This window comes from Arthrobacter sp. Ld5 (genome assembly GCF_051172775.1).
Lineage (GTDB): Bacteria > Actinomycetota > Actinomycetes > Actinomycetales > Micrococcaceae > Arthrobacter_D.
Window position 1 is genome coordinate 166,918 of record NZ_JBPKBO010000014.1, and the last position, 20,609, is coordinate 187,526.

The 20,609-nt window shown below is 65.0% G+C and carries 21 protein-coding genes; 1 reads left to right on the plus strand and 20 read right to left on the minus strand.

Annotated elements, in window-relative coordinates; genetic code table 11:
* Positions 1 to 27 precede the first annotated feature (27 nt).
* The 14 genes from rplE to rpsJ form a co-directional block, all read right to left on the minus strand.
* Positions 28 to 603 (minus strand): 50S ribosomal protein L5, encoded by a 576-nt coding sequence (rplE, locus tag ACSGDB_RS05115; RefSeq protein ID WP_434993364.1) that lies wholly within the window; start codon positions 601 to 603, stop codon positions 28 to 30.
* The gene (gene rplX, locus ACSGDB_RS05120; protein ID WP_434993365.1) at positions 603 to 977 is read right to left on the minus strand and encodes a 50S ribosomal protein L24; all 375 of its coding nucleotides are present in this window, start codon (positions 975 to 977) and stop codon (positions 603 to 605) included. Before rplX ends, rplE begins: the two co-directional genes overlap by 1 nt.
* 3 nt (positions 978 to 980) lie before the next feature.
* A complete protein-coding gene (gene rplN / locus ACSGDB_RS05125) occupies positions 981 to 1,349 on the minus strand; it encodes a 50S ribosomal protein L14 (protein ID WP_026549116.1) in 369 nt (122 codons plus the stop codon).
* 342 nt (positions 1,350 to 1,691) lie between these two features.
* On the minus strand, positions 1,692 to 2,003 hold the full coding sequence (gene rpsQ, locus ACSGDB_RS05130; RefSeq protein ID WP_434993366.1) for a 30S ribosomal protein S17: 312 nt from the start codon (positions 2,001 to 2,003) through the stop codon (positions 1,692 to 1,694).
* On the minus strand, positions 2,000 to 2,344 hold the full coding sequence (gene rpmC, locus ACSGDB_RS05135; protein ID WP_199278708.1) for a 50S ribosomal protein L29: 345 nt from the start codon (positions 2,342 to 2,344) through the stop codon (positions 2,000 to 2,002). Before rpmC ends, rpsQ begins: the two co-directional genes overlap by 4 nt.
* 2 nt (positions 2,345 to 2,346) lie before the next feature.
* On the minus strand, positions 2,347 to 2,763 hold the full coding sequence (rplP, locus tag ACSGDB_RS05140) for a 50S ribosomal protein L16 (protein WP_043440626.1): 417 nt from the start codon (positions 2,761 to 2,763) through the stop codon (positions 2,347 to 2,349).
* On the minus strand, positions 2,764 to 3,597 hold the full coding sequence (rpsC, locus tag ACSGDB_RS05145; protein ID WP_434993367.1) for a 30S ribosomal protein S3: 834 nt from the start codon (positions 3,595 to 3,597) through the stop codon (positions 2,764 to 2,766).
* On the minus strand, positions 3,598 to 3,963 hold the full coding sequence (rplV, locus tag ACSGDB_RS05150) for a 50S ribosomal protein L22 (RefSeq protein WP_104121366.1): 366 nt from the start codon (positions 3,961 to 3,963) through the stop codon (positions 3,598 to 3,600).
* Positions 3,964 to 3,993: 30 nt separating this feature from the next.
* The gene (gene rpsS, locus ACSGDB_RS05155) at positions 3,994 to 4,275 is read right to left on the minus strand and encodes a 30S ribosomal protein S19 (RefSeq protein ID WP_026549122.1); all 282 of its coding nucleotides are present in this window, start codon (positions 4,273 to 4,275) and stop codon (positions 3,994 to 3,996) included.
* A 12-nt stretch (positions 4,276 to 4,287) separates the two neighbouring features.
* Positions 4,288 to 5,127, minus strand: coding sequence for a 50S ribosomal protein L2 (gene rplB, locus ACSGDB_RS05160; RefSeq protein WP_104050959.1), 840 nt, complete (start codon positions 5,125 to 5,127; stop codon positions 4,288 to 4,290).
* A gap of 31 nt (positions 5,128 to 5,158) precedes the next feature.
* Positions 5,159 to 5,464 (minus strand): 50S ribosomal protein L23, encoded by a 306-nt coding sequence (gene rplW / locus ACSGDB_RS05165; protein WP_026531955.1) that lies wholly within the window; start codon positions 5,462 to 5,464, stop codon positions 5,159 to 5,161.
* Positions 5,461 to 6,084 carry a 50S ribosomal protein L4 gene (rplD, locus tag ACSGDB_RS05170; protein ID WP_434993368.1) on the minus strand — a complete coding sequence of 208 codons (624 nt, stop codon included), beginning with the start codon at positions 6,082 to 6,084 and terminating at the stop codon, positions 5,461 to 5,463. Before rplD ends, rplW begins: the two co-directional genes overlap by 4 nt.
* 4 nt (positions 6,085 to 6,088) lie before the next feature.
* The gene (gene rplC, locus ACSGDB_RS05175) at positions 6,089 to 6,745 is read right to left on the minus strand and encodes a 50S ribosomal protein L3 (protein WP_104121369.1); all 657 of its coding nucleotides are present in this window, start codon (positions 6,743 to 6,745) and stop codon (positions 6,089 to 6,091) included.
* 16 nt (positions 6,746 to 6,761) lie between these two features.
* Complete coding sequence (gene rpsJ, locus ACSGDB_RS05180; RefSeq protein ID WP_026531952.1) at positions 6,762 to 7,070, minus strand: 30S ribosomal protein S10; 309 nt, start codon at positions 7,068 to 7,070, stop codon at positions 6,762 to 6,764.
* Between the two features lie 476 nt (positions 7,071 to 7,546).
* Here rpsJ and ACSGDB_RS05185 point away from each other — a divergent pair, with 476 nt between their 5' ends.
* A complete protein-coding gene (locus ACSGDB_RS05185; protein WP_434993369.1) occupies positions 7,547 to 7,930 on the plus strand; it encodes a VOC family protein in 384 nt (127 codons plus the stop codon).
* Positions 7,931 to 8,045: 115 nt separating this feature from the next.
* Here the strand turns inward: ACSGDB_RS05185 and tuf are convergent, their stop codons facing one another.
* The 6 genes from tuf to rpoB form a co-directional block, all read right to left on the minus strand.
* On the minus strand, positions 8,046 to 9,236 hold the full coding sequence (tuf, locus tag ACSGDB_RS05190; RefSeq protein WP_434993370.1) for an elongation factor Tu: 1,191 nt from the start codon (positions 9,234 to 9,236) through the stop codon (positions 8,046 to 8,048).
* 203 nt (positions 9,237 to 9,439) lie between these two features.
* Complete coding sequence (gene fusA / locus ACSGDB_RS05195) at positions 9,440 to 11,554, minus strand: elongation factor G (protein WP_434993371.1); 2,115 nt, start codon at positions 11,552 to 11,554, stop codon at positions 9,440 to 9,442.
* Between the two features lie 87 nt (positions 11,555 to 11,641).
* Positions 11,642 to 12,112: a 30S ribosomal protein S7 gene (gene rpsG / locus ACSGDB_RS05200; RefSeq protein ID WP_043440595.1), complete on the minus strand. Its 471-nt coding sequence runs from the start codon at positions 12,110 to 12,112 to the stop codon at positions 11,642 to 11,644.
* Between the two features lies 1 nt (position 12,113).
* A complete protein-coding gene (gene rpsL, locus ACSGDB_RS05205) occupies positions 12,114 to 12,488 on the minus strand; it encodes a 30S ribosomal protein S12 (protein WP_043440593.1) in 375 nt (124 codons plus the stop codon).
* A 355-nt stretch (positions 12,489 to 12,843) separates the two neighbouring features.
* Positions 12,844 to 16,737 (minus strand): DNA-directed RNA polymerase subunit beta', encoded by a 3,894-nt coding sequence (locus ACSGDB_RS05210; RefSeq protein WP_434993372.1) that lies wholly within the window; start codon positions 16,735 to 16,737, stop codon positions 12,844 to 12,846.
* Between the two features lie 208 nt (positions 16,738 to 16,945).
* Positions 16,946 to 20,455, minus strand: coding sequence for a DNA-directed RNA polymerase subunit beta (gene rpoB, locus ACSGDB_RS05215; RefSeq protein ID WP_434993373.1), 3,510 nt, complete (start codon positions 20,453 to 20,455; stop codon positions 16,946 to 16,948).
* Positions 20,456 to 20,609: the final 154 nt, after the last annotated feature.

The window sequence follows — 20,609 nt, forward strand, 5'->3', positions numbered from 1 at the left end:
CTGGAGCGGACCTGCAACGTAGTTAGATTAATCTTCGGATTTGAACGGGAAGCCAAGCGCCTTGAGGAGCGCGCGGCCCTCGGCGTCGGTCTTGGCAGTGGTGACGACGGTGATGTCCATACCGCGGACACGGTCGATCCGGTCCTGGTCGATCTCGTGGAACATGGACTGCTCCGTGAGACCGAAGGTGTAGTTGCCGTTGCCGTCGAACTGCTTGCCGTTGAGGCCGCGGAAGTCGCGGATACGGGGCAGGGCGAGGGACACCAGGCGGTCCGTGAATTCCCACATGCGGTCGCCACGCAGGGTGGCGTGGGCGCCGATGGGCATTCCCTCGCGGAGCTTGAACTGCGCGATGGACTTGCGGGCCTTGGTGACCTGGGGCTTCTGGCCCGTGATCGCGGTGAGGTCCTTGACGGCCCCGTCGATCAGCTTGGAGTCCTTGGCGGCGTCACCGACACCCATGTTCACGACGACCTTCACCAGGCGCGGGACCTGGTTGACGTTCGCGTAGTTGAACTGTTCCTGCAGGGCGCCCTTGATCTCGGACGCGTAGCGCGCCTTCAGGCGGGGAAGAACCCTGGCTTCTGTGGATTCGACAGTCATTACAGATCCTTCCCTGATGACTTGGCGACGCGGATGCGGACGACGCGCTCGCGGCCGTCGCGCTCGACGGTCTCGGTGCGGTATCCGACGCGGGTCGGCTTCTTGGTCTCGGGATCGACGACGGCCACGTTGCTGATGTGCACGGGTGCCTCGACGACTTCGATGCCACCGGTCGTGGTGCCGCGCTGCGACTGTCCGACCTTGGTGTGCTTGGTGATCCGGTTGACGCCTTCCACGAGGACGCGGTTGGTCTCGGGGAACACCTTGAGGACCTTGCCCTGCTTGCCGCGGTCTCCGCCGCGCTCCTGCTTGCCCCCGGTGATGACCTGGACGAGGTCACCCTTCTTGATCTTGAGCTTTGTCTTCTGTGCCATGGACTACAGCACCTCCGGCGCCAGCGAGATGATCTTCATGAAACGCTTGTCGCGGAGCTCGCGACCGACAGGGCCGAAGATACGGGTGCCGCGAGGGTCGCCGTCGTTCTTCAGGATCACTGCTGCGTTCTCATCGAACTTGATGTAGGACCCGTCCGCGCGGCGGCGTTCCTTCTTCGTGCGGACGATGACCGCCTTGACGACGTCGCCCTTCTTGACGTTGCCGCCGGGGATGGCGTCCTTCACGGTGGCGACGATGACGTCGCCGATGCCTGCGTAGCGGCGCCCGGACCCACCGAGAACGCGGATGGTCAAGATTTCCTTGGCCCCCGTGTTGTCGGCGATCTTTAGCCGCGATTCCTGCTGAATCACTGATTACTCCTGTCGTCGCGCCGGTTCTCTCATCGAGCCTTGCGGAACGGATATGGGTGGGCCCCGTAATACTGGTACTCGCCACGCGCGCCCGGGGGCGCGCTCCCATGCACAGCTTCAGCATGGCGGATCGTGGCGAACAAGATTATCGGGCTTTTGCCTATTTGCCCGGTGTGAAGGCAACCCCCGGGGGTAATCCCGTGAGGAGACCTCGTGAGGGCATGCGCCAGCCCACCAGACAGACAAGATTCTCATCGTATCGCGAAGATGCCCCGGACGCGAAATCGCGTCCGGGGCATCCAGGGCGGGGCCGGGCGGGCCGGCCCCGCCGTACGGCGGGTGTTACTTGGCCTTCTCGACGATCTCCACCAGGCGCCACCGCTTGGTGGCGGACAGCGGGCGGGTCTCGCTGATGAGGACCATGTCGCCGATGCCGGCGCTGTTCTCCTCGTCGTGCGCCTTGACCTTGGAGCTGCGGCGAAGCACCTTGCCGTACAGGGCGTGCTTCACGCGGTCCTCGACCTCGACGACGATGGTCTTCTCCATCTTGTCCGAGACGACGTAGCCACGGCGTACCTTGCGGTAGCCGCGCGAGTTCGCGTCGTGGACGGCCTTCTCGGTTCCTACGGTCGTTTCGCTCTGCTGCTCACTCATTTGGCGTCCTCCTCAGAAGCCTCGGTGTCCGCGGAAGGTGCGTCCTTCGCGGAGGCCTTCTTGGCTTTCTTGGGCTTGTCCGCCTTTGCGGGCTTCGCTTCCTCGACGGGAGCGACGACCTCGGGACGGATTCCCAGTTCACGCTCACGCAGCACCGTGTAGATGCGTGCGATGTCGCGCTTGACCGAACGAAGGCGACCGTGGCTTTCGAGCTGGCCGGTGGCCGACTGGAAACGGAGGTTGAACAGCTCCTCCTTGGCCTTGCGCAGTTCTTCCACCAGACGGTCCTTATCGAAGCCGTCCAGCTGGTCTGTTGCCAGTTCCTTTGAACCCAGAGCCATAACTATTCACCACCCTCACGACGCACGATGCGTGCCTTCAACGGCAGCTTGTGGATCGCGAGGCGCAGGGCTTCGCGGGCTACCTCTTCGGAAACGCCGGACAGTTCGAAGAGAACCCGTCCCGGCTTGACGTTGGCCACCCACCACTCGGGCGAACCCTTACCGGAACCCATGCGGGTCTCGGCGGGCTTCTTGGTCAACGGGCGGTCCGGATAGATGTTGATCCAGACCTTGCCGCCACGCTTGATGTGGCGGGTCATGGCGATACGAGCGGACTCGATCTGCCGGTTGGTGACGTATGCCGGGCTCAGAGCCTGGATACCCCACTCGCCGAAGCTGACCTCGGTGCCGCCCGTGGCAGCGCCCGAGCGACCCGGGTGGTGCTGCTTACGGAACCTGACTCGACGTGGGATAAGCATTTAGGCCTGTCCTCCTTCAGACGCAGCGGGGGCTGCGGCGGTCTCGGCGGGTGCTGACGCACCCTGGCCCTCGGAGCGCTCAGGCGAACGACGACGACGGTCGCCTCCGCGGTCGGCGCCGGCGGGGCCACGGCCCGGACGGTCTCCACCACGGCCGCGGGAGGGAGCTGCTGCAGCCTGGGCTGCGAGTTCCTTCGCCGTGACGTCACCCTTGTAGATCCAGACCTTCACGCCGATGCGGCCGAAGGTGGTCTTCGCTTCGAAGAAGCCGTAATCGATGTTGGCGCGGAGCGTGTGCAGGGGAACGCGTCCCTCGCGGTAGAACTCCGAGCGGCTCATCTCGGCGCCACCCAGGCGACCGGAGCACTGGACACGGATGCCCTTGGCGCCGGCACGCTGCGCGGACTGCATGGCCTTCTTCATCGCGCGGCGGAACGCCACGCGGGAGGAGAGCTGCTCCGCGATGCCCTGAGCGACCAGCTGTGCCTCGATCTCGGGGTTCTTGACCTCGAGGATGTTGAGCTGCACCTGCTTGCCCGTGAGCTTCTCGAGCTCGCCGCGGATGCGGTCTGCTTCTGCTCCACGACGACCGATGACGATGCCGGGGCGTGCCGTGTGGATGTCCACGCGGACGCGGTCCCGGGTGCGCTCGATCTCGACCTTGGCGATGCCGGCGCGGTCCATGCCGGTCGACATCAGCTGGCGGATCTTGATGTCTTCGCGGACGAAGTCACGGTAGCGCTGGCCGGGCTTGTTGCTGTCCGCGAACCAGTGTGACCGGTGGTCGGTGGTGATACCGAGTCGGAACCCGTGCGGGTTTACTTTCTGTCCCACTTAGCGGACCTCCACTTTCTCAGGGGTAGCGACGACAACCGTGATGTGGCTGGTCCGCTTGTTGATGCGGAACGCGCGGCCCTGGGCACGCGGACGGAACCGCTTCATCGTGGGGCCTTCATCGACGAATGCTTCGCTGATGATGAGGTTGTCCTCGTCGAAGGCGACGCCGTCACGGTCCGCGAGGACCCGTGCGTTGGCCATCGCTGACTGGACCACCTTGAATACCGGCTCCGAAGCAACCTGTGGGGCAAACTTCAGAATGGCCAGGGCCTCGCTCGCCTGCTTCCCACGAACAAGGTTGACGACGCGCCGGGCCTTCATGGGCGTTACGCGGATGTGCCGCGCAATAGCCTTGGCTTCCATTGCTTTCCTTCTCTCGTCGAAGAGCAGCGCCTAGCGGCGCTTGCCCTTGCGGTCGTCCTTAACGTGGCCGCGGAAAGTCCGCGTGGGAGCGAATTCGCCGAGCTTGTGCCCGACCATCGACTCGGTGACAAACACCGGGATGTGCTTGCGCCCGTCGTGCACCGCGATCGTGTGCCCGAGCATGTCGGGGACGATCATGGAGCGGCGGGACCACGTCTTGATGACGTTCTTCGTGCCCGATTCGTTCTCGCGAGCGACCTTTACGTAAAGGTGCTGATCGACGAAGGGGCCTTTCTTCAGGCTGCGTGGCATGTCTCCAGGCTCCTATCGCTTGTTCTTGCCGGAACGACGGCGACGCACGATGAGTGAGTCGCTCTCTTTGTTGGGGCGACGGGTGCGGCCCTCGGCCTTGCCGTTGGGGTTGACCGGGTGGCGTCCACCGGAGGTCTTGCCCTCGCCACCACCGTGCGGGTGGTCGACCGGGTTCATGGCGACACCACGGACGGTCGGGCGGATGCCCTTCCAGCGGTTACGGCCGGCCTTGCCCCAGTTGATGTTCGACTGCTCGGCGTTGCCGACCTCGCCGATCGTCGCGCGGCAGCGGACGTCGACGTTGCGGATCTCGCCGGAGGGCAGTCGCAGCTGGGCGAAGCGGCCTTCCTTGGCGACGAGCTGGACCGACGCACCGGCGGAGCGTGCCATCTTCGCGCCGCCGCCTGGGCGGAGCTCGACAGCGTGGATGACGGTACCCACGGGGATGTTGCGCAGCGGCAGGTTGTTGCCGGGCTTGATGTCAGCCCCGGCGCCGGCCTCGACGAAGTCGCCCTGCTTGAGCTTGTTCGGCGCGATGATGTAGCGCTTGGTGCCGTCAACGTAGTGCAGGAGGGCGATGCGCGCGGTGCGGTTGGGATCGTACTCGATCTCGGCAACGCGGGCGTCGACGCCGTCCTTGTCGTGGCGGCGGAAGTCGATCAGACGGTACTGACGCTTGTGTCCACCGCCCTTGTGGCGGGTCGTGATCTTACCGGTGTTGTTACGTCCACCCTTCTTGGGAAGGGGGCGGACCAACGACTTTTCCGGCGTCGACCGTGTGATTTCAGCGAAGTCGGCAACGCTCGAGCCGCGACGGCCCGGGGTTGTCGGCTTGTATTTACGGATTCCCATAACTCAATTCCTCGTTAAAGTGGTCTCCGCTCTAGGAGAGCGGACCGCCGAAGATGTCGATCGAGCCCTCTTTGAGGGACACGATGGCACGCTTGGTGCCCTTGCGCTGGCCCCAGCCGAACTTGGTGCGCTTGCGCTTGCCAACCCGGTTGATGGTGTTGATCGAGTCGACCTTCACGGAGAAGATCTTCTCGACCGCCAGCTTGATTTCTTCCTTGTTCGAGCGCGGGTCGACCAGGAAGGTGTACTTGCCTTCGTCGATCAGTCCGTAGCTCTTCTCCGAGACGACGGGTGCAATGACGACGTCGCGCGGATCCTTTGCGATGGTGCCGCTCACTTGGCATCCTCCTCGGTGATGACATCAGCCGAACCGACGAACTGGTCGTAGGCGGCCTTGGTGAAGATCACGTCGTCGGAAACCAGCACGTCGTACGTGTTGAGCTGGTCCACATAGAGGACGTGTACCTCGGGCACGTTGCGCACCGAGAGTGCTGCGACGTCGTTGGCACGCTCGATGACCACGAGCAGGCGGGGCCGCTCGGAGATCGCGCGCAGGGTGTCGATCGCGCCCTTGGTGGACGGCTTGTCGCCGGCGACCAGGGATTCGAGGACGTGGATACGGCCGTTGCGTGCCCGGTCGGAGAGGGCTCCGCGCAGGGCGGCGGCCTTCATCTTCTTGGGGGTGCGCTGGCTGTAGTCGCGGGGCGTGGGCCCGTGGACGACGCCGCCGCCGGTCATGTGGGGGGCGCGGATCGAGCCCTGGCGGGCACGACCGGTTCCCTTCTGCTTGAACGGCTTGCGGCCTGCGCCACTGACCTCGGCGCGGGTCTTGGTCTTGTGCGTGCCCTGGCGGGCGGCAGCGAGCTGGGCGACGACGACCTGGTGCAGCAGCGGCACGTTGGTCTGCGCGTCGAAGATCTCCGCGGGGAGATCGACCTTTACTGTGTTGGCAGCCATTTGGCTATGCTCCCTTCACGGCGGTGCGTACGAGGACGACCTGGCCGCGGGCGCCGGGGACGGCACCCTTGATCAGCAGCAGCGACTTCTCGGCGTCGACAGCGTGAACCCGGAGGTTCAGCGTGGTCTGACGAACGGCGCCCATGCGGCCTGCCATTTTCATTCCACGGAAGACGCGGCTGGGGGTGGATGCTCCACCGATGGACCCGGGCTTGCGGTGGTTCTTGTGTGCACCGTGCGAGGCGCCCACACCGTGGAACCCGTGGCGCTTCATGACGCCGGCGAAGCCCTTGCCCTTGGTGGTGCCGATGACGTCGACCGTCTGGCCGGCTTCGAACATCTCGACGGAGAGTTCCTGGCCGAGCGAGTAGGAGTCGGCGTCGGAGGTACGCAGCTCGACGACGTGGCGGCGCGGCGTGACGCCGGCCTTCTCGAAGTGGCCTGCGAGCGGCTTGGTGACCTTGCGGGGGTCGATCTGGCCGAAGCCGATCTGGACGGCGGTGTAGCCGTCCTTGTCCTCGCTGAGGAGCTGCGTGATGACGTTGGAGTCGGCCTGGACGACCGTGACGGGGATGAGGATGTTGTTCTCGTCCCAGACCTGGGTCATGCCGAGCTTGATGCCCAGCAGGCCCTTGACCTGGCGCGTAAGTGAAGTAGACATGTGTATCCGCTCTCCCTTACAGCTTGATTTCGATGTTCACGTCCGCGGGCAGGTCGAGACGCATCAGCGAATCAACGGCCTTGGGCGTGGGATCAATGATGTCGATCAGACGCTTGTGAGTACGCATTTCAAAGTGCTCACGGCTGTCCTTGTACTTGTGCGGGGACCGGATGACAACGAAAACGTTCTTCTCCGTGGGCAGGGGCACGGGGCCCACAACCGTTGCGCCTGCGCGCGTCACCGTCTCAACGATCTTCCGGGCTGAAACATCGATGACCTCGTGGTCATATGACTTCAGCCGGATGCGGATTTTTTGTCCCGCCATGGCGTCTCGACTCTCTCTCTACATAACTGCCTGGGCAGTTCCGGTACGTACGTACATTTCCTGCGTCCGTTGTGCGACGCCTCCCGAACAGACTGAATCCGGAAAACTCCGGGTTCCTCACCCTGCCGGGCTCCGACCCCCGCGCTCGGGCGTGTCGCACTGCGTGACATACGAACACAGGCCGGACACACACGTTCCGCTGATCCCGGACGAGCCGGAGGGGGTGGATCATATTTGGGCCGTACGCGTCGGCGGACCCGATCCCCGCATCAGGCATTATCCTGACCGGGATGAGGTCTCTGACCGCACGCGCAAGCGCTTGAACAACTTATCTAGTGTCGCAGATCCCCTGCACGATTGCGAACCGGCCGCCCTGCCCGCCGGGTGATGTGCACTACTCGACCTTCGCAGGGCACCGGTCAAACACGATGCCGAAGTCCTAAACTGTTGGCCCACCAACGCGAAGGAGATCAGCCATGATCAGCGCCAACAGGACCACGACCATCCTGCCCGTGCGGGACCTGGACCGGGCCCGGAACTTCTACGAGACGAACCTCGGGCTGCACGCCGACAGTGCGTGGCAGGACGGCAGCTTCCTCTTCAGTGAGGACGGGCACAACGGTATAGAGCTCCAGCTCAAACCCGACAGCGTGCCGACCGGCAACACCGAACTCAGCTTCGAGGTGGAGGACCTCGAAGCCGAGATCGCGGTCCTCGAACAGCACGGCGTGCGACTCGAGGACTACGACCTGCCCGGACTGAAGACCGTGGACCACATCGCCGAGAACGATCATCTGCGGGCGGCGTGGTTCACCGACTCGGAGGGGAACATCCTCTGCCTGCACCAGGTCACCGCGTGACCCGAAGGCAGAGGGCGGGCCGGGCCGGCCTCTCCCTGATCGGACCGGGAACGCAGAAGGGCCCCGCTGCCGTAGCAGCGGGGCCCTTCCGACGATCAGTCAGGCAGTCCGTGGACTACTTGAGGATCTTGGTGACACGTCCCGAACCCACGGTGCGGCCGCCTTCGCGGATTGCGAAGCCGAGGCCGTCCTCCATGGCGATGGGCTGGATGAGCTCGACGGTCATCTCGGTGTTGTCGCCCGGCATGACCATCTCGGTGCCCTCGGGGAGGGTGATGACGCCGGTCACGTCCGTGGTGCGGAAGTAGAACTGCGGGCGGTAGTTCGAGTAGAACGGGTTGTGACGCCCGCCCTCGTCCTTGGCCAGGATGTAGACGTTGGCCTCGAAGTCGGTGTGCGGGGTGATCGAACCCGGCTTCACGATGACCTGTCCACGCTCTACGTCTTCGCGCTTGATACCGCGGAGCAGCAGACCACAGTTCTCGCCGGCCCAGGCCTCGTCGAGCTGCTTGTGGAACATCTCGATACCGGTGACCGTGGTCTTCTGGACCGGACGGATGCCGACGATCTCGACCTCGGAGTTGATGGCGAGGGTTCCGCGCTCGGCGCGGCCCGTGACGACGGTTCCACGACCGGTGATCGTGAAGACGTCCTCCACAGGCATGAGGAACGGCTTGTCCTTGTCGCGGACGGGGTCCGGGACGTTGTTGTCGACGGCTTCCATGAGGTCCTCGACGGACTTGACCCACTCGGGATCACCTTCGAGGGCCTTGAGGCCGGAGACGCGGACGACAGGGGCGTCGTCGCCGTCGAAGCCCTGCGAGCTGAGCAGCTCACGGACTTCCATCTCCACGAGGTCGAGGAGCTCTTCGTCGTCGACCATGTCGGACTTGTTCAGCGCGACGAGCAGGTAGGGAACGCCGACCTGGCGGGCGAGCAGGACGTGCTCGCGGGTCTGGGCCATCGGACCATCGGTGGCTGCGACGACGAGGATGGCCCCGTCCATCTGGGCCGCACCGGTGATCATGTTCTTGATGTAGTCAGCGTGACCGGGGGCGTCGACGTGCGCGTAGTGGCGCTTCTCGGTCTGGTACTCGACGTGCGAGATGTTGATCGTGATGCCGCGCTGCTTCTCCTCGGGAGCCGAGTCGATCGACGCGAAATCGCGCTGCTCGTTGAGAGTGGGGTACTTGTCGTACAGCACCTTGGAAATGGCAGCCGTCAACGTGGTCTTGCCATGGTCGACGTGACCAATGGTGCCGATGTTAACGTGCGGCTTAGTCCGCTCGAACTTTGCCTTCGCCACGGGTTCCTCCTAGAACGTTTGAGAAGAATTGCTTCCCAGCCACGCTTGTCGCGGCTGAAACTCATGCAAGTCTACTGGGGGCTTTTGGTTTTGATGAAATTGCTCTGCACCGTCGGACCGGGTGGTCCAGCGGCAGAGGGGGCGGGGCGGCCGGCCGTCGGCAGGCCGCCCCGCTCCCCCGGGATCCCGTTGCCGGGAGGGGGCTACTCGCCGCGCGTCTTCTGGATGATCTCGTCGGCGACTGCCTTCGGGACCTCGGAGTAGCTGTCGAACTTCATGGAGTAGACCGCACGGCCCTGGGTCTTCGACCGGAGGTCACCGATGTAGCCGAACATGCCCGAGAGGGGCACGTGCGCCGTGATGACCTTCACGCCGCTGGCGTCCTCCATGGACTGCATCTGGCCGCGGCGGGAGTTGAGGTCGCCGATCACTTCACCCATGTATTCCTCAGGGGTGCGGACCTCCACCTCCATGAGCGGTTCGAGCAGGACGGGCTTCGCCATGCGTGCGGCTTCCTTGAAGGCCATCCGGCCGGCGATCTTGAACGCCATCTCCGAGGAGTCGACGTCGTGGTAGGCGCCGTCCAGCAGGGTGGCCTTGATGCCGACCACCGGGTAGCCGGCGAGCACGCCGTCGTTCAGTGCATCCTGGATGCCGGCGTCGACACTCGGGATGTACTCGCGGGGCACGCGGCCGCCGGTGACCTTGTTGTCGAAGGCGTACAGGACGCCTTCCTCGACCTCCATCGGCTCGATCGCGATCTGGACCTTTGCGAACTGGCCGGACCCACCCGTCTGCTTCTTGTGGGTGTAGTCGTGCTTGGCGACCGTGCTGCGGATGGTCTCGCGGTAGGCGACCTGGGGCTTGCCCACGTTCGCCTCCACGCGGAACTCGCGGCGCATGCGGTCCACCAGGATGTCCAAGTGGAGCTCGCCCATTCCGGCGATGATCGTCTGGCCGGTGTCCTCGTTCAGGGAGACCTGGAACGTGGGGTCCTCGGCGGAGAGCTTCTGGATGGCCGTGGAGAGCTTCTCCTGGTCGCCCTTGGTCTTGGGCTCGATGGCCACCGAGATGACCGGTGCCGGGAAGCTCATGGACTCGAGCACGATCTGGTTCGCCGAGTCACAGAGGGTGTCACCGGTGGTGGTGTCCTTCAGGCCGATCGCCGCGTAGATGTGCCCTGCCGAGGCCTCCTCGACGGGGATCTCCTTGTTGGCGTGCATCTGGAACAGCTTCCCGACGCGCTCCTTCTTGCTCTTCGTCGAGTTCACCAGCTGGGTGCCCGCCGAGACATGGCCGGAGTACACGCGGATGAACGTCAGCTGACCGAAGAACGGGTGCGTGGCGACCTTGAACGCGAGGGCCGAGAAGGGCTCCTCGGTGCTCGGCTTGCGCGTGAGCTCGACCTCTTCGTTGCGGGGATCGTGGCCGATCATCGCGGGGACGTCGAGGGGCGAGGGCAGGTAGTCGATGACGGCGTCGAGCATCGGCTGCACACCGCGGTTCTTGAACGCGGAACCGCAGAGGATCGGGTAGAGCTCGGAGTTGATCGTCATCTTGCGGATGCCGGCCTTGAGCTCGTCGATCGAGATCTCTTCGCCCTCGAGGTACTTGTTCATCAGCTCGTCGGAGGACTCGGCGACGGTCTCGACGAGGGTCGCGCGGTACTCCTCGGCCTTCTCCTTGAGGTCGGCCGGGATCTCCTGGATCTCGTACTTCGCACCCATGGTGACGTCACCCTTGGAGTCGCCGGGCCACACGAGGGCACGCATGTAGAGCAGGTCGACGACACCGACGAAATCGTTCTCGGCACCGATCGGGAGCTGCAGCACGAGGGGCTTGGCGCCCAGGCGGCTGATGATGGTGTCGACCGTGAAGTAGAAGTCGGCACCCAGCTTGTCCATCTTGTTGACGAAGCAGATGCGGGGCACTTCGTACTTGTCGGCCTGGCGCCAGACCGTCTCCGACTGGGGCTCGACGCCCTCCTTGCCGTCGAACACGGCGACGGCACCGTCGAGGACGCGCAGCGAGCGCTCTACCTCGACCGTGAAGTCGACGTGCCCGGGGGTGTCGATGATGTTGATCTGGTTGTTCTCCCAGAAGCAGGTGACCGCGGCGGACGTGATGGTGATGCCGCGCTCCTTCTCCTGTTCCATCCAGTCGGTGGTGGAGGCACCGTCGTGCGTCTCACCGATCTTGTGGTTGACACCCGTGTAGAACAGGATGCGCTCGGTAGTAGTGGTCTTGCCGGCATCGATGTGGGCCATGATGCCGATGTTGCGGACCTTGTTGAGGTCGGTAAGCACGTCCTGTGCCACGGTGTCTCCCTTAATACGAAAATGGAGTTCTGCTGGGCCGCAAGCCGGACCGCCCCCGAAGGGGTGTTGGTCCGGCCGGCGGAGCTGTTACCAGCGGTAGTGTGCGAAGGCCTTGTTCGACTCGGCCATCTTGTGCGTGTCCTCGCGGCGCTTGACCGCTGCGCCGAGACCGTTGGACGCGTCCAGGATCTCGTTCTGCAGGCGCTCGGTCATCGTCTTCTCGCGACGGGCCTTGGAGTACCCGACCAGCCAGCGGAGGGCCAGCGCGGTCGAACGACCGGGCTTGACCTCGACGGGGACCTGGTAGGTCGCGCCGCCGACGCGGCGGGAGCGGACCTCGAGGGTCGGCTTGACGTTGTCCATGGCCTTCTTCAGCGCTGCGACGGGGTCGCCGCCGGACTTGGCACGGGCACCCTCGAGTGCGCCGTAGACGATGCGCTCTGCGGTGGACTTCTTGCCGTCGACGAGCACCTTGTTGATCAGCTGCGTGACCAGGGGTGAACCGTAGACGGGATCTACAACGAGCGGCCGCTTCGGGGCCGGGCCCTTACGAGGCATATTACTTCTTCTCCATCTTCGCGCCGTAGCGGCTGCGAGCCTGCTTGCGGTTCTTCACGCCCTGGGTGTCCAGTGCGCCGCGGACGATCTTGTAGCGGACACCCGGAAGGTCCTTCACACGACCGCCGCGCACGAGCACGATGGAGTGTTCCTGGAGGTTGTGTCCGACGCCGGGGATGTAGGCGGTGACTTCGATGCCGCCGTTGAGGCGCACGCGGGCCACCTTGCGGAGCGCCGAGTTCGGCTTCTTCGGGGTGGTGGTGTAGACGCGGGTGCAGACGCCGCGCTTCATGGGGCTGCCCTTCAGTGCGGGCGCCTTGGTCTTGGAGACCTTAGGTGTCCGGCCCTTGCGGACCAGCTGGTTAATCGTAGGCACTTTCGTGTTCTCCGTAATGTCTAAGATGAGATCTGTGTCGCCCTACCCAGCGGTCACGGCGGCCCGTGAGGGCCGCGCCGTCCAGAGGTCGGGTTGATCGGTCGTTTGGCGCACCACCGACGGATTTGCTGCCGCAGAACGACTGTAGGCGTGCGAAAATGTGGCATTCGCTGTACAACTTACGTACAACACGGAGATACGTTTCTCAACGCCGATCCACTGCCACACAAACAATTGGTACCTACTCTACCAGAGTTGCCACGTGCCCCGTACGCGCACCCCTCCCCCGCATGGTAGGGGGGACAGGGAAGGCCCCGGACCGCAGGTCCGGGGCCTTCCTCCTGGGCTACGTGCTTCAGCGGAAGTCGCTGTTGCCCATGTCGTAGTCGTCCAGCGGGATCGCGTGGAACTCGGGGCTCAGGCCGCCCTCGACACCGGCGTAGTCGAAGTCGCTGAACGCGCTCGGACCGGTGAAGAGGTTCGCCTTGGCTTCCTCGGTGGGTTCGACCGTGACCTTCGTGTAGCGGTCCAGGCCGGTGCCGGCCGGGATGAGCTTACCGATGATGACGTTCTCCTTGAGGCCGAGCAGCGGGTCGCTCTTGCCTTCCATGGCGGCCTGCGTGAGGACACGCGTGGTCTCCTGGAAGGAAGCGGCCGACAGCCACGACTCGGTGGCGAGCGACGCCTTGGTGATACCCATGAGCTCGGGCCGGCCGGAGGCCGGCTTCTTGCCCTCGGACACCACGCGGCGGTTCTCGTCCTCGAAGCGGCGACGCTCGGCCAGCTCACCGGGGAGCAGGTCCGATTCGCCGGACTCGATCACGGTGACGCGGCGCAGCATCTGGCGGACGATGACCTCGACGTGCTTGTCGTGGATGCCCACACCCTGGCTGCGGTACACGCGCTGGACCTCGTCGACCAGGAATTCCTGGGCCTTGCGGGGGCCGAGGATCCTGAGGATCTGCTTCGGGTCGACCGCACCGAAGACGAGCTGCTGCCCGACCTCGACGTGCTCGCCGTCGGCCACCAGGAGGCGTGCACGGCGTAGGACCGGGTACGCGATCTCCTCGGATCCGTCGTCGGGGGTGACCACCAGGCGAAGCTGCTTCTCGGCATCCTCGATGGTGACGCGCCCTGCGACCTCGGAGATCGGGGCGACACCCTTGGGGGTACGCGCCTCGAAGAGCTCCTGGATACGGGGCAGACCCTGGGTGATGTCCTCCGCCGACGCGACGCCACCGGTGTGGAACGTACGCATGGTCAGCTGCGTGCCTGGCTCACCGATCGACTGCGCGGCGATGATGCCGACGGCCTCTCCGATGTCCACGGTCTTGCCGGTCGCGAGCGAGCGGCCGTAGCAGAGGGCACAGGTTCCGACACTGGACTCACAGGTGAGTACGGAGCGGACCTTGATGTCGGAGATGCCGGCCTCGAAGAGTTCACCGATGAGCACGTCACCGACGTCGGAGCCCGCAGGTGCGAGCACCTTGCCCTTGGAGTCGAGGACGTCGGTGGCCAGCGTACGTGCGTACGCCGAGTTCTCGACCTCCTCGTGCAGGACCAGCTCGCCGTCCGCGTTCGGTACGGCGATGGTGACCTTGAGCCCGCGCTCGGTACCGCAGTCGTCCTCGCGGACGATGACGTCCTGCGACACGTCGACGAGGCGACGGGTCAGGTACCCCGAGTTGGCGGTACGCAGGGCGGTGTCGGCCAGGCCCTTACGGGCACCGTGCGTGGCGATGAAGTACTCCAGGACCGACAGGCCCTCGCGGTACGAGGACTTGATCGGACGCGGGATGATCTCGCCCTTGGGGTTGGCCACCAGGCCACGGATACCGGCGATCTGGCGGACCTGCAGCCAGTTGCCTCGTGCGCCGGAGGACACCATGCGGTTGATGGTGTTGTCCTTCGGCATCGCGGTGCGCATGGATGCGGCGACCTCGTTGGTGGCCTTGTTCCAGATGTCGATGAGCTCCTGGCGGCGCTCCTCGTCGGCGATGAGCCCCTTGTCGAACTGCGACTGCACCTTGGCGGCCTGCGTCTCGTAGCCCTCCATGATGCCGGCCTTGTTGATCGGCGCGGAGATGTCGGAGATCGCGACCGTGACACCCGAACGGGTGGCCCAGTAGAAACCGGCGTCCTTCAGGTTGTCCAGCGTCGCCGCGGTGACGACCTTCGGATACCGCTCGGCGAGGTCGTTGACGATCGTCGAGAGCTGGCCCTTGTCCGCGACCTTGTCCACCCAGGGGTAGTCCAGGGGAAGCGTCTCGTTGAACAGGACCTGTCCGAGCGAGGTCTCGATGAGCGCGGGCGTACCCGGCTCCCAGCCCTCGGGTGCGGCGATGTCCGCGCTGGGCACGAAGTTGTCGACGCGGATCCGGACCACCGAGTTGAGGTGGAGCGAGCCCATGTCGAACGCCATGATGGCCTCGGCCATGCTCGTGAAGACCCGGCCTTCGCCGGCGCTTCCCTCACGCTTGGTGGTGAGGTGGTGCAGACCGATGATCATGTCCTGCGAGGGCAGGGTGACCGGGCGGCCGTCGGACGGCTTCAGGATGTTGTTCGAGGAGAGCATCAGGATGCGCGCCTCGGCCTGGGCCTCGGGGCTCAGCGGCAGGTGCACTGCCATCTGGTCGCCGTCGAAGTCCGCGTTGAACGCACCGCAGACCAGCGGGTGGAGCTGGAGTGCCTTGCCTTCGACGAGCTGCGGCTCGAACGCCTGGATGCCGAGCCGGTGCAGGGTCGGTGCACGGTTGAGCAGCACCGGGTGCTCGGTGATGATCTCTTCGAGGACGTCCCAGACCTGGGGGCGGTACCGCTCGACCATGCGCTTGGCGCTCTTGATGTTCTGCGCGTGGTTGAGGTCCACCAGGCGCTTCATCACGAACGGCTTGAACAGCTCCAGGGCCATCTGCTTGGGCAGACCGCACTGGTGCAGCTTCAGCTGCGGGCCGACGACGATGACCGAACGGCCCGAGTAGTCGACACGCTTGCCGAGGAGGTTCTGGCGGAAACGACCCTGCTTGCCCTTGAGCATGTCCGAGAGGGACTTCAGGGGACGGTTGCCCGGTCCGGTGACCGGACGGCCGCGCCGGCCGTTGTCGAACAGCGAGTCGACCGCTTCCTGGAGCATGCGCTTCTCGTTGTTCACGATGATCTCGGGAGCCCCGAGGTCGAGCAGGCGCTTCAGACGGTTGTTGCGGTTGATGACGCGGCGGTACAGGTCGTTGAGGTCGGACGTCGCGAAACGGCCGCCGTCGAGCTGGACCATCGGGCGCAGTTCCGGCGGGATCACCGGGACGGCGTCGAGGACCATGCCCAGCGGGCTGTTGGTCGTCGTCAGGAACGCGTTGACCACCTTGAGGCGCTTCAGGGCTCGCGTCTTCCGCTGCCCCTTGCCGTTCTGGATGATGTCGCGCAGCAGCTCGGCCTCGGCCTGCATGTCGAAGTTCTCGAGGCGCTTCTTGATCGCCTCGGCACCCATGGAGCCCTCGAAGTACAGGCCGTAGCGGTCGCGCAGTTCGCGGTACAGGCCTTCGTCACCCTCGAGGTCGGCGACCTTCAGGGTCTTGAACCGCTCCCAGACCTGGACCAGGCGCTCGATGTCGGCGTCGGCGCGCTTGCGGACGTTCGCCATCTGGCGGTCGGCGGAGTCCCGGGCCTTCTTCTTGTCGGCGGCCTTGGCGCCCTCGCCCTCGAGGCGGGCGAGCTCGTCCTCGAGGTCCTTGGCGATCGCGGCGATGTCCGCGTCGCGCTGGTCCGTCATCTGCTTCTTCTCGAGGTCGTGCTCGGCCTGGAGGTTCGGCAGCTCGGCGTGGCGGTTCTCCTCGTCGACCGAGGTGATCATGTAGGCGGCGAAGTAGATGACCTTCTCGAGGTCCTTCGGTGCCAGGTCGAGGAGGTAGCCGAGGCGCGAGGGAACGCCCTTGAAGTACCAGATGTGCGTCACGGGAGCGGCGAGCTCGATGTGCCCCATGCGCTCGCGGCGCACCTTGGCACGCGTCACCTCGACGCCGCAGCGCTCACAGATGATGCCCTTGAAGCGCACGCGCTTGTACTTGCCGCAGTAGCACTCCCAGTCACGGGAAGGGCCGAAGATCTTCTCGCAGAAGAGGCCGTCCTTCTCGGGCTTGAGCGTGCGGTAGTTGATGGTTTCCGGCTTCTTGACCTCGCCGTAGGACCAGCCGCGGATTTCGTCCGCGGTGGCAAGTCCGATTCGCATGAGGCCGAAGGAGGATTCGCTGGACATAGGGTCCCTGTTCTCTCTTTGTTCTCTAAATTCTTGAAGTCTTATGGGGTGCGGCGATGAGGTGCCGGCTGATGCCCGGGTGCCCGGCCCGGCGGGGTCTTCCACCTCGCCGGGCCGGGCCGGTGTTCGAGGAAGCGGCCTTTAATATTTCAAGGCCGCCCGCGGCCGCAGAAATTTCGTTGGCCGCGTTCGAACACCGGTTCGGCGCCTAAACCTCTTCGACAGAACTCGGCTCGGCCCGTGACAGGTCGATGCCCAGCTCCTCCGCGGCCCGGAAGACTTCTTCATCCGAGTCACGCATCTCGATCGTCGTGCCGTCGGTGGAGAGGACTTCCACGTTCAGGCACAGCGACTGCATTTCCTTGATCAGGACCTTGAAGGACTCGGGGACACCCGGCTCGGGGATGTTCTCGCCCTTGACGATGGCCTCGTACACCTTGACGCGTCCGTGGATGTCGTCCGACTTGATGGTCAGGAGTTCCTGCAGCGTGTACGCCGCGCCGTAGGCCTCGAGGGCCCAGACTTCCATCTCACCGAAGCGCTGGCCGCCGAACTGCGCCTTACCACCCAGCGGCTGCTGCGTGATCATCGAGTACGGGCCCGTGGAGCGCGCGTGGATCTTGTCGTCCACCAGGTGGTGGAGCTTCAGGATGTACATGTAGCCGACCGAGATCGGGTCCGGGAACGGCTCGCCGGAGCGGCCGTCGAACAGCCGCGCCTTGCCGGATTCGCCGATGAGGCGCTGTCCGTCGCGGGTGACGTTCGTCGAACCGAGCAGGCCCACGATCTCGTCCTCGGTGGCGCCGTCGAACACGGGGGTCGCGACGGTGGTCGAGGAGATCTCCCGGGGAAGGTTGGGGAGGTTCTTCAGCCATTCGGGCTCGCCCTCGATCTTCCAGCCCTGCTTGGCTGCCCAGCCGAGGTGGATCTCGAGAACCTGTCCCACGTTCATGCGGCCCGGGACACCCAGCGGGTTCAGGACGATGTCGACGGGCGTGCCGTCCTCCAGGAACGGCATGTCCTCGATCGGCAGGATCTTGGAGATGACACCCTTGTTGCCGTGACGGCCCGCGAGCTTGTCACCGTCGGTGATCTTGCGCTTCTGCGCCACGTACACGCGGACCAGCTGGTTGACGCCCGGGGGCAGCTCGTCGTCGTTGTCGCGGTCGAAGATGCGCACGCCGATGACCGTGCCGGACTCGCCGTGGGGGACCTTCAGGGAGGTGTCACGGACCTCGCGGCTCTTCTCGCCGAAGATCGCGCGCAGCAGGCGCTCCTCGGGGGTCAGTTCCGTCTCGCCCTTGGGGGTGACACGGCCGACGAGGATGTCCCCGGCCTCGACCTCGGCACCGATGTGGATGATGCCGCGCTCGTCGAGGGCCCCGAGGACCTCCTCGGAGACGTTCGGGATGTCACGCGTGATCTCCTCGGCACCGAGTTTGGTGTCGCGGGCATCGACTTCGTGCTCCTCGATGTGGATGGACGTCAGGACGTCGTCGGAGACGATGCGCTGCGACAGGATGATCGCGTCCTCGAAGTTGTGACCCTCCCAGGACATGAACGCGACGAGCATGTTCTTGCCGAGCGCGAGCTCACCCTGGTCCGTGGAGGGACCGTCGGCGATGATCGTGTTGTACTCGACGCGGTCGCCCTCGGCGACCAGGACGCGCTGGTTGTACGCGTTGCCCTGGTTGGAGCGGGCGAACTTCATGATCGGGTAGTTCGTCTCGGTGCCGTCGTCGTTGAGGATGCTGACCAGATCGGCCGACACCTCCTTGACGACGCCGGCCTTCGTCGCGGTGACCGCGTCACCGGCGTCGACGGCAGCGTTCTTCTCCATGCCGGTGCCCACGAGGGGACGCTCGGAACGGAGGAGGGGGACGGCCTGGCGCTGCATGTTCGCACCCATGAGGGCGCGGTTGGCGTCGTCGTGCTCCAGGAACGGGATCATCGCGGTCGCGACGGACACCATCTGGCGCGGGGAGACGTCCATGTACTCGACCTCGCCGGGCTCGACGAGCACGGGCTCGCCGGAACCACCGCGGGTCCGCACGAGGACCATGTCCTCGACGAACGTGTTGTCCGCGGCGAGGGGGGCGTTCGCCTGGGCGATGAGGCGCTCCACCTCGTCGTCCGCGGTCAGGTAGTCGATCTGCTCGGTGACGAGGCCGTCGACGACCTTGCGGTACGGGGTCTCGATGAAGCCGAACGCGTTGATCCGGCCGTACGAGGCGAGCGAACCGATGAGGCCGATGTTCGGGCCTTCAGGGGTCTCGATCGGGCACATGCGTCCGTAGTGCGAGGGGTGGACGTCTCGGACTTCCATGCCCGCACGGTCACGGGACAGACCACCGGGGCCCAGCGCGGAGAGGCGACGCTTGTGCGTCAGGCCGGCGAGGGGGTTGTTCTGGTCCATGAACTGCGAGAGCTGGGAGGTTCCGAAGAACTCCTTGATCGCGGCGACGACGGGACGGATGTTGATCAGGGTCTGCGGCGTGATCGCCTCGACGTCCTGCGTGGTCATCCGCTCGCGGACGACGCGCTCCATGCGGGACAGGCCGGTGCGGACCTGGTTCTCGATGAGCTCGCCCACCGCACGGATACGACGGTTGCCGAAGTGGTCGATGTCGTCGACCTCGACGCGGAGTTCGACCTCCCCGCCGTCGCGCTTGCCCGCGAGGGTCTTCTCGCCGGCGTGCAGCGCGACCAGGAACTTGATCATCGCGACGATGTCGTCGATGTTCAGCACCGACGCGTCGGAATCCGTGAGGTCCTTGTCGATCCCGAGCTTCCGGTTGATCTTGTACCGGCCGACCTTCGCGAGGTCGTAGCGCTTGGGGTTGAAGTACAGGTTGTCCAGGAGGGTCTGGGCAGCCTCGACCGTGGGGGGCTCCCCCGGGCGCAGCTTGCGGTAGATGTCCAGGAGGGCGTCCTCGCGGGTCTCCGTGGCGTCCTTCTCCATGGTGGCGCGGATGGAGTCGTACTGGCCGAACTCCTCGAGGATCTGGCCCTCGGTCCAGCCGAGCGCCTTGAGGAGAACGGTGACGGACTGCTTGCGCTTGCGGTCGAGGCGGACGCCGACCTGGTCGCGCTTGTCGATCTCGAGCTCGAACCAGGCACCGCGCGAGGGGATGATCTTCGCGCTGAAGATGTCCTTGTCGCTGGTCTTGTCCGCGGTGCGCTCGAAGTAGGCGCCCGGCGAACGGACGAGCTGCGACACGACGACACGCTCGGTGCCGTTGATGACGAAGGTGCCCTTGTCGGTCATGAGGGGGAAGTCACCCATGAACACGGTCTGCTGCTTGATCTCGCCCGTGTTGTTGTTCATGAACTCGGCCTTGACGTACAGCGGGGCGGAGTAGGTCGCGTCGCGATCCTTGCACTCGGCCATCGTGTACTTGGGGTCGGCGAACTCGGGCTCGGAGAAGCTCAGGGACATGGTGCCCTGGAAGTCCTCGATCGGGGAGATCTCCTCGAAGATGTCCGCGAGGCCGGACGTGGTGGCGAGGCCCTGCAGCCCTTTCTCCAGCGCTTCCTCTACACGGGCCTTCCAGCGCTCGTTGCCGACGAGCCAGTCGAAGCTGTCCGTCTGGAGCGCGAGGAGATTGGGAACGTCAAGCGGTTCGTGAATCTTTGCGAATGAGAGCCGGGGGGCGGCGCCGTCGGCGTCGACCTGGCTGGTAGCGGTTGCATTATTAGAGGTGCTCGGGGCGACCAAGAGGGATCCTTCCACAGACCGTAAGGCTTGTCAGCGCTTTCGCCTCTGCACCGCCACCGCAGGATGCTGCGGGGATCTCAGTGCTCACCCGAGTCTGCTTCCATCCGTCCCAACCGTGTGGCCAGGTTCAACGACGAGAGCAGAGCAAAGCCCA

Excerpts from the sequence above, each read along its gene's own strand:
- rplE (WP_434993364.1), bottom strand. The coding sequence starts at position 603 with ATGACTGTCGAATCCACAGAAGCCAGGGTTCTTCCCCGCCTGAAGGCG.
- rplX (WP_434993365.1), bottom strand. The coding sequence starts at position 977 with ATGGCACAGAAGACAAAGCTCAAGATCAAGAAGGGTGACCTCGTCCAG.
- rpsQ (WP_434993366.1), bottom strand. The coding sequence starts at position 2,003 with ATGAGTGAGCAGCAGAGCGAAACGACCGTAGGAACCGAGAAGGCCGTC.
- rpmC (WP_199278708.1), bottom strand. The coding sequence starts at position 2,344 with ATGGCTCTGGGTTCAAAGGAACTGGCAACAGACCAGCTGGACGGCTTC.
- rplP (WP_043440626.1), bottom strand. The coding sequence starts at position 2,763 with ATGCTTATCCCACGTCGAGTCAGGTTCCGTAAGCAGCACCACCCGGGT.
- rplV (WP_104121366.1), bottom strand. The coding sequence starts at position 3,963 with ATGGAAGCCAAGGCTATTGCGCGGCACATCCGCGTAACGCCCATGAAG.
- rpsS (WP_026549122.1), bottom strand. The coding sequence starts at position 4,275 with ATGCCACGCAGCCTGAAGAAAGGCCCCTTCGTCGATCAGCACCTTTAC.
- rplB (WP_104050959.1), bottom strand. The coding sequence starts at position 5,127 with ATGGGAATCCGTAAATACAAGCCGACAACCCCGGGCCGTCGCGGCTCG.
- rplD (WP_434993368.1), bottom strand. The coding sequence starts at position 6,084 with ATGGCTGCCAACACAGTAAAGGTCGATCTCCCCGCGGAGATCTTCGAC.
- rplC (WP_104121369.1), bottom strand. The coding sequence starts at position 6,745 with ATGTCTACTTCACTTACGCGCCAGGTCAAGGGCCTGCTGGGCATCAAG.
- rpsJ (WP_026531952.1), bottom strand. The coding sequence starts at position 7,070 with ATGGCGGGACAAAAAATCCGCATCCGGCTGAAGTCATATGACCACGAG.
- ACSGDB_RS05185 (WP_434993369.1), top strand. The coding sequence starts at position 7,547 with ATGATCAGCGCCAACAGGACCACGACCATCCTGCCCGTGCGGGACCTG.
- rpsG (WP_043440595.1), bottom strand. The coding sequence starts at position 12,112 with ATGCCTCGTAAGGGCCCGGCCCCGAAGCGGCCGCTCGTTGTAGATCCC.
- ACSGDB_RS05210 (WP_434993372.1), bottom strand. The coding sequence starts at position 16,737 with ATGTCCAGCGAATCCTCCTTCGGCCTCATGCGAATCGGACTTGCCACC.